Annotated in this window: 12 protein-coding genes and 1 tRNA gene; 9 read left to right on the forward strand and 4 right to left on the reverse strand. The window is 60.3% G+C overall.

Annotation, left to right across the window (positions count from 1 at the left end):
• The first annotated feature begins 87 nt into the window (after positions 1-87).
• The 4 genes from OP10G_RS13540 to OP10G_RS13555 all read left to right on the forward strand — a co-directional run bounded on the left by OP10G_RS13540 (position 88) and on the right by OP10G_RS13555 (position 4,061).
• Positions 88-1,539, forward strand: a complete 1,452-nt coding sequence (locus tag OP10G_RS13540; RefSeq protein ID WP_038473099.1) for an alpha-L-fucosidase — start codon at positions 88-90, stop codon at positions 1,537-1,539.
• A gap of 195 nt (positions 1,540-1,734) precedes the next feature.
• Positions 1,735-2,445, forward strand: a complete 711-nt coding sequence (locus OP10G_RS13545) for a DNA alkylation repair protein (RefSeq protein ID WP_025225342.1) — start codon at positions 1,735-1,737, stop codon at positions 2,443-2,445.
• A 63-nt stretch (positions 2,446-2,508) separates the two neighbouring features.
• Positions 2,509-3,342: an isocitrate lyase/PEP mutase family protein gene (locus OP10G_RS13550; protein WP_025225341.1), complete on the forward strand. Its 834-nt coding sequence runs from the start codon at positions 2,509-2,511 to the stop codon at positions 3,340-3,342.
• A 62-nt stretch (positions 3,343-3,404) separates the two neighbouring features.
• Complete coding sequence (locus OP10G_RS13555; protein WP_025225340.1) at positions 3,405-4,061, forward strand: hypothetical protein; 657 nt, start codon at positions 3,405-3,407, stop codon at positions 4,059-4,061.
• A gap of 167 nt (positions 4,062-4,228) precedes the next feature.
• Here the strand turns inward: OP10G_RS13555 and OP10G_RS13560 are convergent, their stop codons facing one another.
• Positions 4,229-4,975: a sugar phosphate isomerase/epimerase family protein gene (locus OP10G_RS13560; protein WP_025225339.1), complete on the reverse strand. Its 747-nt coding sequence runs from the start codon at positions 4,973-4,975 to the stop codon at positions 4,229-4,231.
• A gap of 178 nt (positions 4,976-5,153) precedes the next feature.
• Here OP10G_RS13560 and OP10G_RS13565 point away from each other — a divergent pair, with 178 nt between their 5' ends.
• The 3 genes from OP10G_RS13565 to OP10G_RS13575 all read left to right on the forward strand — a co-directional run bounded on the left by OP10G_RS13565 (position 5,154) and on the right by OP10G_RS13575 (position 9,124).
• Positions 5,154-6,035 (forward strand): glycoside hydrolase family 18 protein, encoded by an 882-nt coding sequence (locus OP10G_RS13565; protein ID WP_038473102.1) that lies wholly within the window; start codon positions 5,154-5,156, stop codon positions 6,033-6,035.
• 9 nt (positions 6,036-6,044) lie between these two features.
• On the forward strand, positions 6,045-7,475 hold the full coding sequence (locus OP10G_RS13570) for a glycoside hydrolase family 32 protein (protein ID WP_025225337.1): 1,431 nt from the start codon (positions 6,045-6,047) through the stop codon (positions 7,473-7,475).
• Positions 7,476-7,762: 287 nt separating this feature from the next.
• On the forward strand, positions 7,763-9,124 hold the full coding sequence (locus OP10G_RS13575; protein ID WP_038473104.1) for a mercuric reductase: 1,362 nt from the start codon (positions 7,763-7,765) through the stop codon (positions 9,122-9,124).
• Here OP10G_RS13575 and OP10G_RS24680 read toward each other — a convergent pair.
• The 3 genes from OP10G_RS24680 to OP10G_RS13590 form a co-directional block, all read right to left on the reverse strand.
• Positions 9,117-12,821: a response regulator gene (locus tag OP10G_RS24680; protein WP_084179254.1), complete on the reverse strand. Its 3,705-nt coding sequence runs from the start codon at positions 12,819-12,821 to the stop codon at positions 9,117-9,119. The genes OP10G_RS13575 and OP10G_RS24680 overlap by 8 nt on opposite strands.
• Positions 12,822-12,978: 157 nt before the next feature.
• Positions 12,979-13,473 (reverse strand): DinB family protein, encoded by a 495-nt coding sequence (locus OP10G_RS13585; RefSeq protein WP_025225335.1) that lies wholly within the window; start codon positions 13,471-13,473, stop codon positions 12,979-12,981.
• A 47-nt stretch (positions 13,474-13,520) separates the two neighbouring features.
• Positions 13,521-13,602 (reverse strand) — tRNA-Leu (locus tag OP10G_RS13590).
• Between the two features lie 56 nt (positions 13,603-13,658).
• On the opposite strand from OP10G_RS13590, the gene OP10G_RS13595 reads away from it, so the two are divergent.
• Both OP10G_RS13595 and OP10G_RS13600 read left to right on the forward strand, forming a co-directional pair.
• A complete protein-coding gene (locus OP10G_RS13595; RefSeq protein ID WP_025225334.1) occupies positions 13,659-14,183 on the forward strand; it encodes an inorganic diphosphatase in 525 nt (174 codons plus the stop codon).
• Between the two features lie 9 nt (positions 14,184-14,192).
• The gene (locus OP10G_RS13600; protein WP_025225333.1) at positions 14,193-14,708 is read left to right on the forward strand and encodes a DinB family protein; all 516 of its coding nucleotides are present in this window, start codon (positions 14,193-14,195) and stop codon (positions 14,706-14,708) included.

The following is a 14,708-nucleotide window of genomic DNA, read 5'->3' on the forward strand; positions in this document are numbered from 1 at the left end:
CCTAGGAGGTCTCCGGACTCAGCCTTGGGGCGCGTTCGGTTTATCGGGTAGGCATCCCCGCGGACCCGTCAGAATACGGGGTAGCAAATGCCCACACGAAGAGAGTTCTGCCAAACCACCCTTGGCGCCGCTGCTGCCGCCCTCGTCCCCTCGTTCGACCTCCCCGCTCAGTCCAGGAAAATGGAGCCTTACGCCAAAGACCGCCCGCTTCACGAGTTGCAGCAAGCCTTTCTCGACCTTCGTTTCGGAATGTTCATCCATTTCAACATGGCAACGTTCCAAGATCGAGAGTGGGGCGACCCAACCTCCCCGCCCGATCTCTTCAATCCGACCCACCTCGACACCGACCAATGGGCGGAAGCTGCGAAGTCGGCAGGAATGACGTGGGGGTGCCTTACCACCAAGCACCACGATGGCTTCTGCATCTGGCCTACGGCTACCCGAAGCGCCAGCGTACGGCACACGGCGCACAAAACGGACGTCGTCCGAGCCTACGTCGACTCCTTCCGTAAGCACGGGCTAAAGGTCGCGCTCTATTTTTCGATCCTCGACTTGCGAGAAGACATCCGCCACTTCGATGTAACGCCCGACAAGATCCAGCTCATCAAGGATCAACTCACCGAGCTATTCACGCACTACGGCGAGATCGATGCTCTTATCATCGACGGGTGGGACGCCCCTTGGAGCCGGATCACTTACGAGGAGGTTCCGTTCCATGAGATCTACGGGATGCTGAAAAAGCTTCAGCCGAACTGTCTCATCTCCGACCTGAACGCAAGCCAATACCCTCCGTCCGGCCTCTACTACACCGACCTCAAGGCATTCGAGCAGAATGCGGGTCAGCACTTGCCGGAGGAAAGCAGCGTCCCCGCGTTTTCCTGCGTGACGATTACCGACGGCTGGTTCTGGAGGCAGTCGGACGTCGATGGTCCGCTCAAAACCACCAAACAGGTCGTGGAAGAGTGGTTGGTCCCGCAGAACGCGCGGCACTGCAGCCTCATTCTCAACGCACCTCCGACTCGCGAAGGACGCTTCGCGCCAAACGTCGTAGAGCGGCTTAAGGAAATCGGTCAGGCTTGGAAGCACGGCGGTCCGACCGCCAAGATCCGCCCGACCACCGTCATTACGACTTCGAATCTCGCCACCGGCCGGCCGATCAAAGCGAGCTCCTCACCCGACACGGTCGGACCCGATTTGGCGAACGACGGAAACTTCAACTCTTCCTGGTATCCGGATTCGGGCCGCACCGAGGCATGGCTCGAGGTCGACCTCGGCGCGAATCGTTCGTTCAACACCTTGGTGCTCGTGGAGCCGGTCGGCAAATGGAAGGATTACCAGGAGTCCCGGATCAAGTCTTATCGCTTCCAAGCTTGGAGTGGCGGCTCTTGGCACGACCTGGTCGTTGGGAACTCGCCGCAACGGGTTCAGATGCACGAAATTCCGAGAACTAAGGCCGACCGTCTGCGCTTACACATCGAATTCACGGACCCAATCCCCCACATCTCCGAAATCGGGGTTTACGACGAACCAAGGAGTTAGCCGGCCAGCTTCGATCCACCCGGCACGCTGGAGCGCGAACTTCAGTTCGCTTGCGGGGTCGACTTCAGTCGACCCCATCGGTCGCGGGCTAAAGCTCGGCGACACCAGCCGGCTGAAGCCGGCGCTCCATTTCCGGAGCTCTCCCCAACCCGATATTGACTCGCAACCGCAGACCGGATAGCCTTATCGGCACGTATGGAATCCGTCGCAGCGATCGTGGAGGAGTTGCGGGCGCTTGGCAGCCCTTCGGTCAAGAAAGTGCTCGTCAATCATGGAGCTCGGGAACCGTTTTTCGGCGTCAAGATCGGCGACATGAAGCCGATCGAAAAACGGCTGAAGCCAAACTACGAGTTGGCGTTGGAGCTGTACGCAACCGGAATTTCCGATGCGATGTACCTTGCCGGGCTCATCGTCGACGACATGAAGATGACTCGCGATGATCTGCAGACGTGGGTCGAGGGGGCCAACTGGTCCTTGCACTCGGAGAGCACCGTGCCATGGGTCACTTCCGAAGGAAGGTACGGCCGCGAAATGGCGTTACAGTGGATCGACTCGCCGGTGGAAACCATTGCCTGCGCGGGTTGGCGCACGCTGAGCTGCCTTACTCAGATCAAGCCTGATTCCGAGCTCGACATCCCAGAATACAAAGGGCTGCTTAACCGGGTGAAGGACACCATCCATGAGCGGCCCAACCGGGTTCGATACTCGATGAACGGTTTTGTCATCGCGTGCGGAGCCAATGTAAAGCCACTCACCGAGCTGGCCCTGGAGTGCGCCCGGGAAATCGGAGAGGTCTCCGTGATGATGGGGGCCACCGCCTGCCGAGTGCCGTTTGCGCCCGACAGCATCGCGGAGGTCGTGGCGCGAGGGACGGTCGGTAAGAAGCGCAAGACGGCGAAGTGCTGATCGCGACAAAACCAAGCTAACTGTACGGCGCGACCTCCGAGGTCCGGAGGGAATAATGGGCTCATGGCGGATTACACCGCGCGGCGAGCCGCGTTTCGCAAACTACACGAGAGCGGATGCTTCGTCGTTCCAAACCCCTGGGACATCGGTTCCGCCCGGTACCTGGAGACGCTGGGATTCAAGGGTCTCGCCACGACCAGCGCCGGGTTTGGCTTCTCCCGTGGCCTTCCGGACTCGGTCAAGGCGCTCACTCGGGAAATGGTGCTCGCCCACGTCGCCGAGATCGTTCGGGCCACGGAGCTTCCCGTTAACGCCGACTTTCAAGCCGGCTATGCGGCCACTCCGGAAGGGGTGGCGGAGAGCGTCCGCCTCTGCGTCGAGACTGGTGTCGCCGGTCTTTCGATCGAGGATGCGACAGGCGAATCGAGCCGTCCGCTCTATGACATTTCGGAGGCGGTCGATCGCCTCGCCGCCGCCCGAGCCGCCATCGATGCCTCGGGCGCCGACGTCTTGTTGACGGCCCGCGCCGAGTGTTTCCTCGTCGGCCATCCCGATCCGCTAAATGAGTCGATCAAACGGCTTCGCGCCTACTCGGATGCCGGAGCGGACGTCCTCTTCGCGTCGGGACCGCGGCAGCGGGACCAGATTCGTGCGATCGTGGATGTGGCCGGACCGAAGCCGGTGAACGCCATCGTAACTGCCGACTACGGCTTTTCCGTTGCCGACATGGAGGAAATGGGAGTTCGCCGCATCAGCGTTGGCTCCGCCCTAGCCCGAACCGCATGGTACGGCTTCATCCGCGCGGCGAAGTCGATTGCTGAAGAGGGAAGCTTCGCTGGCCTGGAACAGGCATCCACCTTCGCCGAGCTGAACGCGCTATTCGAATCTCACAACTGATATTGCGTGCTCGATTCTGAGCTCCCGGTGACGCTCGCCAGCCGCGAAGCATCAAGGAATATATGCTCCTCGCGCTCCTGCTCGCGGCTCCTCATACGCTCCGGATCCTGTTCGTCGGCAACAGCCTTCTGCACGTGAACGAGGTTCCTGCGACCGTCGCGAATATGCTTCAAAGCGACGGAAACGGCACCCGCGTGGCGTACAAGAATTACTTCGTCGGCCACCTCGAAGACGTGCCCCCGGGTTCGGAGATTGCCAGAGAGGTCGGCAGCGGCCGGTACGACATCGTGGTTCTCCAGAGCGCCATGGTGAGCTCATCCCTGACCCGGAACTACGCTCAGACCCGAGGTATCGCGATGGCGAAAGATGCCCTTGCGCACCGAGCGCGGGTTCTGCTCTATGTCGAGTGGCCAAGACGAGGGGTCGACGAAACGGAGTACACGATGAATGTCTACCGAGGCATCGCCAAAGCCTCCGGCGCGGAGATCGTGCCCGTCTGCTACGCCTGGAATTGGGTGCACCAAAAAGCGCCGAACGCGCCGCTTTGGAATCCCGATGGCAACCACGCCCTCCCGTCCGGCTCCTTCGTCGCAGCCGCCTGCCTCTACTCCTTCATCGCCGGCATCAAGGCGACTCCTACCTACCGCCCTGCCGGAGTCGACTCTACCTTTGCGTCACTCGCCCTCTTAGCCGGCCGCCGCTCCGCCATCCAGCCTTAGGCAGCGTCGCCGGTCGTGTAGCCGCAGGTTGGCTCGTACCTGCGCGAGGGTGTTTCGTGTGTTGACCTTGTATGCGGATCGGTGGTGGGCTGTCGCGCAGGTACGAGCCAACCTGCGGCTACAACGCTTCGCGTTAAGACAGAAGGATCGTCGGCGGGGCGCCGACGCTACTTGCCGGCCGCCAATCCGTTCCCCGTCAAGTAAGCGTGGCTGTCGCGGACCGCGTCCATCATGTCGCCGTCGTACTCGTCGAGTTCCACAACGAGCCACGCCGGGTTTGCCGCCTCGATGCAAGCACGAACATCGACGGTGCCGTGCCCCACTGCCGTCATCGGCTCGCCCTTAATTTGCGGTCCGTCTTTCACGTGCATCAAAGCGACCCGATCTGCGTAGCGGGCGACCATCTCCTCCGGTTTGTTGGCCATGAAGTTCGACGACCAATAGATATCGAGCTCCAGCTTTAGATTTGGCACGAGCCGCACCAAGTGGTCCATCACCAGCACGCCGTCTCGGCACTCGAACTCCATCCAGTGGTTGTGCAAGCCAAAGGTAATCCCCGCATTTGAGAGGATTGGCAGCGTCTCATTGAGCGTTACCGCCGTCTTCTCGATGCTCTCGCGTGTTTCGAACGCTTCGACCCAGAACCCACCGGCCGCATAAGTAGTGCCAAGGGCGTGGCAAGACTCCACGAGCTTCTCCGCTCCTTCTACGGTGCCGACATCTCCCCAGGTGGAAGAAACGACCATTCCAAGATCTTCGACGATCGACCGAAACTCAGCCTCCGAAAGCCCATTGCCTGCTCCCCCTTCGACGCCTCGGTACCCGATGTCGGAGATTTCCTTGAGAACCGCAGGAAGGCCGCGGTCGGCAATGACATTGCGGCAAGTGTAGAGCTGGATAGAAAGCGGCTTCATCGCGTCCCGACTTTAGCCCATTCCCGCAAAACCAATCTCCGCAAGCCCCCTCTCCCTCCTCGGGATGCATGTGCCCGACGAGGGAGAGGGGGTTGGGGGCGAGGGAGTCCGGAAGAGCCGGGCTGGAGACCAGCGGTCCTTTCGGAAGGGTAAAACCCAATCGCCGACAAGGTCCGAAATGCTCTCCCACCTAATTCTCCGATCGCTCCTATCCGTAATTATCGTGGTCGGGCCGACTCCGTCGTTCCGCCCCTATCGACGGCCGGTCACCCTGTGGGTTCCTCCCTATGCCATCGACAAGTCGAAGGCGCAGCTTCCGGCGGTTCAAGACGCGATCACCCACCTTGATCTCCAGTTTTGGGTCCCGACGAAGACCGGCGGAGTGGCCAAAGTTGGATTCGACGAAGTGACCGACAAGGTGATTGCCGAGCTTCGGGACTGGGGGCACGCGCATGGAATAAGGGTGATGCTCTGCGTCTTCAACGCCGAAAAGGACTGGGACTGGCCGCTCGCCAAAGCCGCCTTCGCCGACCACCGGTCCGACCTCGTGAAGAACCTCGTCGCGGAGATGGAGCGGCGGAAACTCGATGGGATCGACATCGACCTGGAAGGTCCGGGCTCTTTCGACGCGGATAAAGACGCGTTCATCTCCTTCATGTCGGATCTGTCGAAGGCGTTGCGGCAGCGTAAGAAGCACCTCACCGTGGACTCGTTCTGCTACAAGTGGAACGCTCCCAACCAAACCTGGTGGCCGGATATCTTCCCGCTCGTCGACTCGATCGTCACGATGGGATACGAGGAGACCGGGCTAGGCGCTGAGGAGTGGCGATCGTACGCTGCCCAAAAGACCGCCGCCGGTACAAACGCGGCGAAGCTTCAGATCGGGATCCCCTCAGACAAAGAGACGTGGAAGGGGAACACCGCTCTCGAGCAACTCCAATGGATCGGGAATGACGCCACGATGGGCATCGGCATCTGGGACGCTCAACTCCCGGCCAAGGTTTGGCGTTTGCCCGAGGTTTGGCAGGCGGTCAAGGCAATTGCCCTTCCCAAGAAGTAACCTCGTCAAATGGGATTGACCCTCGGCTGCTTGCTCGCCGTCTCTTGCTTCACGACTCCGACAATGCAAAACCAAGGCGAACGCGAGGAGCTTCTTACCCGAGCGATGGCGGCGACCCAAGCGGCAATTCCTGCCGCCGAGGCCGATCCGTCCCGGCCGTCGTTTCACTTCCGCTCGCCGGCCCTCTGGATGAACGATCCAAATGGACCGATCTACTACCGGGGCTGGCATCACCTCTTCTACCAATTCAATCCGTACGGCGACCAGTGGGGGAACATGCACTGGGGTCACGCCCGCAGCCGGGATCTGGTGAACTGGGAGCATCTTCCGGTCGCCATTTGGCCTTCGAAGTCGAAAGGGGAAGATCACGTCTTTTCCGGATCTACGTTCCTCGACGATACCGGCAAGCCAGTGATCGTCTACACCAGCATCGGCGACAAGCGCCCGCCCGAACAGTGGGCGGCGACCCCGCTCGACCGAGATCTACTCACCTGGGGCAAGCCGGCCACCGACCCAATCCTAACTTTGCAGACGAGCGCTCCCACGTCGGTCGACGAGTGGCGAGACCCGTTCCTCTTCAAAGAATCGGGCCACACCTACCTTGTTACCGGCGGAGCGATCAAAGGGCATGGGGTGGTGGCGCTTTATCGGGCCACGAGCGGCGACCTGATGAAGTGGGAATATGTCGGGGTCCTCTTTCAACACCCGACGGCGGGCAACCTGGAGTGTCCGAACTTTGCCAAGATCGGTGATCGGTGGGTTCTACTCGTCTCCGTCGGCGGCAAGGTCGAGTCGTTCGTGGGCAAGCTCGATACCCATTCCATGCGGTTCGAATCCGAGCGCACCGGAGTGCTGGCGGAGGGCTCGTACGCCAGCCAGTTGGTCACCGATAAGCGCGGCCGGTGCGTCCACCTTGCGTGGATTCCAACCTCAAACCACAAAGGTTGGAACGGTTACCTGGCATTGCCAAGCGTCCTCACCGTTTCGCCCGACGGCGTGTTACTCCGCAAGCCGATTGACGCCCTCGCCAAGCAGAGGGTCCGCAGGCTGATCTCGTTGAACCACAAGCTGGAAGGGAACCTTGAGCTTCCGATGAAGATCGAGGGGACCCAGCTAGAAGTTTTGCTTGACATCGAACCCGGTACCGCAGAAACGATCTCCATTCACCTCGGCGGCGCGGACATCGTTTACCGATGCCAGCAGCAAGAGCTGCTAACCCCGGGTCGAACTCCTGTCCGGTTGGAAAAGCTCAAGCTGCACCTCTTTCTCGACCACGGCGCTCTCGACCTCTACTCCGCCGATGGCGCCGTCACTCAATGCGCGATCATCCCTTCTGCACAAGGACTTGCCATCTCTGCCACGGGCGGTGTAGCAAAACTCCGATCCCTGATGGTCTACACCATGAAGCCGGCAACGTTCGACCTGAGCAAATTCCGATAACCCCCGTAGCGTCGACGCCCTCGCCGATGCCGCGAACGTACGTTCGCCAGTTGCCGGTCTATTCTCCCGACCCCGGCAGGGGTCTTCAGAAATTAGCCGCGGGTCGCAGACCCGGGGATAGGAAGCCACTCGGCCCCCAAGATGTGGGCAAGGACAGGGATTTATCCCCGGAGAAACCTTGAACCGCAGCGAAAGGCTACGGGGCAAGCCAACACAAGGTTGTCAATGACCATGAGTCCGGCGAATGGTGGAACCGGATTGCGCCCAACGTCTTATGATCAAGAGATATGCGCAAAGAAGCTTTTGACGCCATCGTGATCGGGGCTGGCCAAGGAGGGGATCCCCTGGCGAGGGCGTTCGCCCAGTCGGGGAAACGCACCGCGCTGATCGAGCGAGCCGCGGTCGGCGGGACGTGTGTCAACTATGGCTGCACGCCAACCAAGACTCTCGTGCACATCGCCAAGGTGGCGAACACCGTCCGGCGGTCGGAAGAATACGGGGTTCACTCCTCGGCTCCGGAAATGGACATGCTCAAAGTCCGAGAGCTCAAGCGAGCCATCGTCGCAGACTTTCGCGACGGCACGGAAGCGAAGATCAAGAAGGTCGCGAATCTGGAGCTCATTTACGGCCACGCCCGTTTCACCAGTCCCAAAACCGTGACGGTCGGCCCCCGCACCCTCCAAGCGGAAACGATCTGCGTCAACACCGGCACGAGGCCACTGATCCCTCCAGTGGAAGGCCTGGACAAAGTTCCGTATCTCGACAACGCCTCGATCATGGAATTAGACCGCGTTCCCGATTCGCTCCTTATCATGGGGGGCGGCTATATCGGGCTCGAGTTTGGTCAGATGTACGCCCGATTCGGAAGCAGGGTCACTATCTTCGAACACGGAACACGTTTTCTCCCGCGTGAGGATCGGGACGTGGCCGACGAAGTCCTCAAGATTCTGCGGGAGGACGGAATCGACATTCGTCTCGGCTACAACGTTAAGCGGGTGAGCCACGACGGCGCTCGGCTTCATTTGGGAGCCGAAACCGCCAATGGGAAGGAGCGTTTTGAGGGTACGGACCTATTGGTCGCCGTTGGACGCCGGCCGAACACCGACGATTTGGGGATCGAGCTGGCCGGCATCGAAGTCGACGAGCACGGTTACATCAAAACCGATCCCAAACTCAAAACGACTGCTCCCGGCATTTTCGCCCTTGGCGACGTAAAGGGCGGCCCCGCCTTCACCCACATTAGCTACGACGATTTCCGGCTCCTGAAGGAAAACCTGATCGACGGCGGCGACCGAAAGATCACCGGGCGACCGATCCCATATTGCATGTTCACCGACCCCCAACTCGGACGGGTGGGCTTGAGCGAGGAGGAGGCGAAGAAAAATGGGATCGATTGCAAGGTTTGCAAGATGCCGATGGCTAACGTCGCCCGCGCTCTCGAAATGAACGAATCGCGCGGATTCATCAAGGCATTGGTCGATCCCGGCACGGACAAGATCCTCGGCGCAGCAGTGCTTGGCGTAGAGGGGGGCGAGGTGATGTCGATGATCGAGCTGGCGATGCTGGGCGGACTTACCGCCACCGATCTAAGAAACGGGATACTCGCCCATCCGACCCTGTCGGAGCTGCTGAACAACCTGTTTATGTAGGTGGGTAGAGCTTGGCGAGGCTCGCGAGGACGGCATACAACTCTTGTGGGTTGATCGGTTTCGACACGTAAGCGTCCATCCCCGCGTCGAAGCACTTCTCCTGGTCCCCTTCCATCGCGTAGGCGGTTGTGGCCACGATCGGGACATGGCGACCCGTGGCGACTTCCCATTCACGGATCGCAGCCGTCGCCTCGAATCCATCCATCTCGGGCATCTGAACGTCCATCAGAACGACGTCGAACGGGGTTTTCTGAACCAACTCTAATGCCTGACGTCCGGTTTCTACCGATTGGACCCGGCATTGCCATCGCTGCAGGAATTTCTCGACGATTTTCCGGTTGACGGGGTTATCCTCCGCAACCAAGACGTTGAGTCCTAACGGGACCTGAACACCTTCCTCCGGGGCGGTAGCAAGCCGTTTCGTTGACGTCGGCTGGCCTCCTCCAAGCTTTTGCAGAGTCTCAAGGATCTGCCATTGCCGTACGGGTTTGGAGAGGGCGCCGGCTACGAAACCGCTGGACTCTACCTCGACTTCAACTCGGGTACCCAGTGGAGTCAGGAGGTACGTCGTTGGGGTCTCAAGTCCCGCAAGCCGTAGGGCGCTGATCGCACTCTTCCACGTTCCGCCCTCCAGGTCGGCATCGATCAGGAGTAGATCGGGACGATGTCTCACCAGAGCTACAAGATCGTTGATCGAGGTTGCCTCCTCAACAACGCAGTTCCAGTAACGCAGATGCTCTGCGAGGACCTCGCGAGTAGCTTGGTTGGAAGAGGCGACGATGACATGGCAGGGAACGATTTTTTCGACCGCGGTTTGCGGAATCGCGGACTTGGCCAATGGAAGTTCGACCCAAAACCGGCTCCCCTCCGATTCGCGGCTAGACAGGCCGATCCGCCCACCCATGAGCTCAACCAGTTGCCGACTAATCGTAAGGCCCAGACCGGTACCGCCGAATCGCCGAGTGGTGCTGCCGTCCGCCTGGGTGAAGCTTTGGAAGATCGTCTCCCACCGGAATTCGGGGATTCCGACCCCGGTATCGCAGACCTCCAGCCGCACTTGAAAAGTGTCACCATCCGCCTGGACAGCTCCGGCACGAACTAAAATGAGGCCGATATCCGTGAACTTGATCGCGTTTCCGATGAGGTTTACCAGCACCTGGCGGAGCCGTCCCGGATCGCCGATAAGGCTGCTGGGGAAATCGGGCTGGATTGCACAAACGAATTCCAATCCCTTGGCATGAGCCCTCGGCGCCAACAATTCGGAAACATCCTCGATCAGCTCGCGAAGGTCCAGCGGAACCGATTCGATTTCGATTTTTCCGGCTTCGATCTTGGAGTAGTCGAGGACGTCGTTTAACAGGAGCAAGAGTGAATCGGCCGAATTCCGGAGCGTCAACGTATAGTCCCGCTGTTCCGGATCGAGCTGTGTGGAGAGCAGGAGCGAGGCCATTCCGATGATTCCGTTCATCGGGGTTCGGATCTCGTGGCTCATGTTGGCCAGGAATTGCCCTTTTGCTCGCGTCGCCTCCAATGCTTCGTCGCGCGCCTGCAGAAGCTCCGTCGCTTTTGCTCGAAGGACCGATTCCACCCGCTGCCGTTCGGCCAGTTCTCGGTTGGCGGAGTCCAAGAGCCTAAGGTTTTGAATCGCTACCGCCGCCTGCTCGGCGAAGGGCAGTAGGTGTTCGACATCCGCGGCGGTGATCGGCTTTCCACTGATCAAAGCATCGATGCTGATAATGCCGACGAGCTCGCCCCCGACCCGCATCGGCAAGATGCTCTGGGGAACCCTCTCTCGTTGCTCGCCGGTCTCCATGACGTGCGTCAGCTCTGCAAGGACGTAGGGAGCCTCTCTGTGGCCGAGCATGCGAACATCGATTTCCCAATCGGTGACGTGATAAGTGAGGCCTCGCTCGTCGGTCACCTCGCCATACTCGTCAGTCCCCCAAGATCCGTGTAGATAGTCCCCCTTTAGGGTCCAGACCCCCACCCGGTCTCCCACGCCGGATTCGGCCACGGCATCGCGAACGAGGCGGAGCACCTCTTCCAGCTTCCTATTCGCGCTTACCGCCGCCGAGAGCTCCATCAGCCGCCGTTGCCGCCGGATGATCTTATCGCTCTGCTCGGTTAGGGAAGCGTTCTGAATCGCGACCGCCGCTTGTTCCGCAAAGGCGAGGAGCGGCTCGAGATCGGAAGGTTTTAGCTCCCGGCCGCAAAGGAAGGTGTCGAGACTGATAATTCCGACCACCTCGCCGCCGGCGCGCATGGCGATCACCCCTTGCGTCACATCCTTTTTATCGTCTTGGTCAAATTTGGTGAGAATGTAAGGGAGCTCTTGGATTATCAGATCCTGGATCTTCGTGTCCCATTCATCGAGCGCGAAGTCCAAGTCCCGTTCGTCGAGAACCTTTCCTTCGGCGTCGGTGCCCCAAGCGCCATAGAGGCGGTTGTTCTTCAGAGTCCAGACGCCGACTCGATCGGCGACTCCCGCGTCGGCGAGCGCGTCGCGAACCATACGAAGGATCTCGTCGAGCCGCTTGTTCGCGCTGATCGCAGCCGACAGCTCCATAAGGCGGGCTTGCCGCTTGACCAACCTCCGGGTTTCGTCGAGGATCCGCGCCCTTTGAATGGCGACCGCAGCTTGTTCGCAGAAGGGAAGCAGGGGCTCGAGATCGGCTGGATTTATCGGGCGCAGGGAATGGAGCGTGTCCATGCTGACGATGCCGACGAGCTCGCCACCCGCCTGCATCGCTAGCGCGGCCCAAGGAATGTGCTGGCGGATGGTTCCGTCCGGCATCTTTCGCTGAAAATCCCGGATGGCAAACGGCAGCCCTTTCGCTACGAGCTCCTGGACGGCGTTCCCCCACGACTTGAACGTCGTGCGCCGGCCCCGTTCGTCGATGACGGTTCCATCGATATCGGTTCCCCAAGAACCGCGCATCTCACCGTCTTGAACGATCCAAACACCCACCCGGTCGGCGATCGATTCGCAGATCGCGTCGCGAACCACCCGCAGGACAACGTCCAAGTCCTGGTTTGCGTTGATGGCCGCCGAAAGCTCCATCAACCGGCGTTGCCGCGCCACGGCTAACTCTCGCTCGGCCAGCAAGCGGCTGTTTTCCAGCGCAACCGCGGTTTGGGAGGCGATCGTCGAAAGCAGCTCGAGGTGCGTCTCATCGTACAGCCCCTCCGCGTGGTAGTTCTGAACGGAGATCACCCCTAACGCTTTCTTCCCGGCGAGGATCGGCACCGTGAGTAAGCATTTGGCTTGGCGGCCAAGCTGGGCGATGCCGCGCCTGGTGAGCTCCCTCTGCAGATCGGACCTGATGAGGAGAGGTGTCTGGTGGGTGAGCACGAACTCGGTGATTCCGATTCCATGGTCTCCAAAGGTGCGGGAAGGCTCGCTGTGCGGCTTACCTTCGATCGAGTAGACGGAAAAATCGATTCGTCGGCTCGTCTCGTCGTACAGGGCGATAAAAATGTTGTGGTTGTCGAGAATTCGGCCAGACATCGCCCGATGGACGATTTGGGGAATCTCGTCGGGAGTCGACAGCCGGCCCAGGGCTACGCCAATCTGATGCAGCGTTGCCAATTGCTCGTTCCGGCGGAGCAGCTCGGAGGTCAATTCGCTTGCGTTCGAGGCGTCAAGCGTCGCTCGCTTCACAACCGACTGTTCCTCGTCGCGTGGTCGCCGTGTCATCTATCGTCAAGCGGGGCGGCGCCTGGAAACCCGTTAAGCCGCTCCTCCTGAAATCGTAGGAGGAATCACCCGCCGTCAATAGATCGCTGGTCGCTATTCGCGCCGTTTGGCGCACAAAACAGGGTGATCGGGCGAAGCGGCTTACGGCGCCAACCCGCTATAGATGCCAGACCATATCGCCCCAGCAGGTTTGCAGGTAGTCGATTTGCGAAGCATGGTTGTCCATATGGCGTCCCGGTAGGTTCATCCAGAACGGCATCGGCGCAGTAATAAATGGAGTTTCGATCACCATTTCAATCTGCTCAGGTGTAAGGCTATCCAAGGCGTCGAGGACGGCTTGGGACGACTGCTCGATTAGTGCGATCGCCTGTTCGCGGGTCGTCACCGCTTTTTCAGCTTCCATCGCCATGGCGATCATTTCTTCGCGCGAAATCTCGGGGAATTTTGCCCCGGCGATGATCGCGAGGAAGTTGCCATTGGAAACGCCGCAGTGCGCGGCAATGCGAAGGGCACTCTTGCACGTGGGAGCCGGAGCCCAGTCGAGCTTATCGTCCGGAATGAAACTCAAAGTCTTGAGCAAGCGATCTTTGCAGATGACGGTGTACTGCTTGGCTTGCTCGACGATGGGGGAGGAAGTGACGGCGGTGTCCATTGCGGATTCTCCTGTACGGCTATCGTACGTTCTGTTAGCGCGACGAGTGCCCGGGGCGGGATTCGAACCCGCACGCCTCATCGGCAGAGGATTTTAAGTCCCCTGTGTCTACCGTTCCACCACCCGGGCGGGTGGGGCGATTATACGCCGGAACCTGGGTGGGGCCGCACCCCGTCGCACTTCCCATGACGTCGATTTCCGAGCTTTCGCCCTATGACGACGACGGAACGCTGAACGTTGTCATCGAGACGCCGCAAGGTAGTCGCAATAAGCTCGCGTTCGATGAGAAGCTCGGGCTCTTCAGATTGAAAGGGGTTTTGCCCGCCGGGCACAGCTTTCCGTTCGACTTCGGTTTCATCCCATCGACGGCGGGCGAAGACGGCGATCCGCTCGATGTCCTGGTCCTGATGGACGCGGCGGTGTATCCAGGCTGCCTCGTTCCCAGCCGCCTTATCGGGGTGATCGAGGCCGAACAGACTGAGCGGGGCGGGAAGACGGAACGCAACGACCGCCTCATCGCCGTCGCGGCGAATAGCCGTGTCCACGAGACGATCAAGGACCTCGGAGACTTGAGTGGCCCTCTCCTTGACGAGATCGAGCACTTTTTCATTTCTTACAACGAGGCGAAGGGGAAACAGTTCTGTCCTAAAGCCCGCCGGGGCCACACCGCGGCCAATCGCCTCGTCGAGGCTGCTTGCCGAAAGCGATAGAATCGCGTAATGCCTTCCTTCGACGCCTGCCCCCTCGACGGCTACCCGACGGAATTGGGCCTCCTTCTGGCTACTCTACAAAGCTGTACCTGGGATTGGCGAGACGAGCTGGGCGACGTCGATGAAGACGCCATCGTCTGGCAGGCGCGATCGGGAGGGCACAGCATCGGAGCCGTGTTGCTGCACATCGGCGAGGTCGAGCTCTATTGGATTGAGGAGGTCGTGCTGGGGCGGGAGATGAGCGAAGCCGACCTCCAGTTGTTCATGTCACGCGAAATCGAGCAATACAAAGGACAATGGCCCTCCCCTCCCCGGCGCCCTCTAAGCTGGTACTTGGAGCGTCTGGATGAGGTTAGAGCCAGAACGCTGGCCGCCGTCCGCGATTTTCCCGCTCCAGACGCCGAGATCCCGTGGCTGGAGCACACCGTGACGCCCCGCTGGGTCCTCTCTCATGTGATCGAGCACGAGAGCTATCACGGGGGCCAAATGTTACTGCTGCAGGACCTCTACGCCGCAGGCAGTTGA

Origin of the sequence: Fimbriimonas ginsengisoli Gsoil 348 (assembly GCF_000724625.1) — a bacterium.
In the GTDB taxonomy this organism is placed as follows: Bacteria; Armatimonadota; Fimbriimonadia; order Fimbriimonadales; family Fimbriimonadaceae; genus Fimbriimonas; species Fimbriimonas ginsengisoli.

What these genes read in the sequence shown, in the direction of transcription:
- OP10G_RS13540 (WP_038473099.1), top strand. Translation starts at nt 88, where the DNA reads ATGCCCACACGAAGAGAGTTCTGCCAAACCACCCTTGGCGCCGCTGCT.
- OP10G_RS13545 (WP_025225342.1), top strand. Translation starts at nt 1,735, where the DNA reads ATGGAATCCGTCGCAGCGATCGTGGAGGAGTTGCGGGCGCTTGGCAGC.
- OP10G_RS13550 (WP_025225341.1), top strand. Translation starts at nt 2,509, where the DNA reads ATGGCGGATTACACCGCGCGGCGAGCCGCGTTTCGCAAACTACACGAG.
- OP10G_RS13555 (WP_025225340.1), top strand. Translation starts at nt 3,405, where the DNA reads ATGCTCCTCGCGCTCCTGCTCGCGGCTCCTCATACGCTCCGGATCCTG.
- OP10G_RS13560 (WP_025225339.1), bottom strand. Translation starts at nt 4,975, where the DNA reads ATGAAGCCGCTTTCTATCCAGCTCTACACTTGCCGCAATGTCATTGCC.
- OP10G_RS13565 (WP_038473102.1), top strand. Translation starts at nt 5,154, where the DNA reads ATGCTCTCCCACCTAATTCTCCGATCGCTCCTATCCGTAATTATCGTG.
- OP10G_RS13570 (WP_025225337.1), top strand. Translation starts at nt 6,045, where the DNA reads ATGGGATTGACCCTCGGCTGCTTGCTCGCCGTCTCTTGCTTCACGACT.
- OP10G_RS13575 (WP_038473104.1), top strand. Translation starts at nt 7,763, where the DNA reads ATGCGCAAAGAAGCTTTTGACGCCATCGTGATCGGGGCTGGCCAAGGA.
- OP10G_RS24680 (WP_084179254.1), bottom strand. Translation starts at nt 12,821, where the DNA reads ATGACACGGCGACCACGCGACGAGGAACAGTCGGTTGTGAAGCGAGCG.
- OP10G_RS13585 (WP_025225335.1), bottom strand. Translation starts at nt 13,473, where the DNA reads ATGGACACCGCCGTCACTTCCTCCCCCATCGTCGAGCAAGCCAAGCAG.
- OP10G_RS13595 (WP_025225334.1), top strand. Translation starts at nt 13,659, where the DNA reads ATGACGTCGATTTCCGAGCTTTCGCCCTATGACGACGACGGAACGCTG.
- OP10G_RS13600 (WP_025225333.1), top strand. Translation starts at nt 14,193, where the DNA reads ATGCCTTCCTTCGACGCCTGCCCCCTCGACGGCTACCCGACGGAATTG.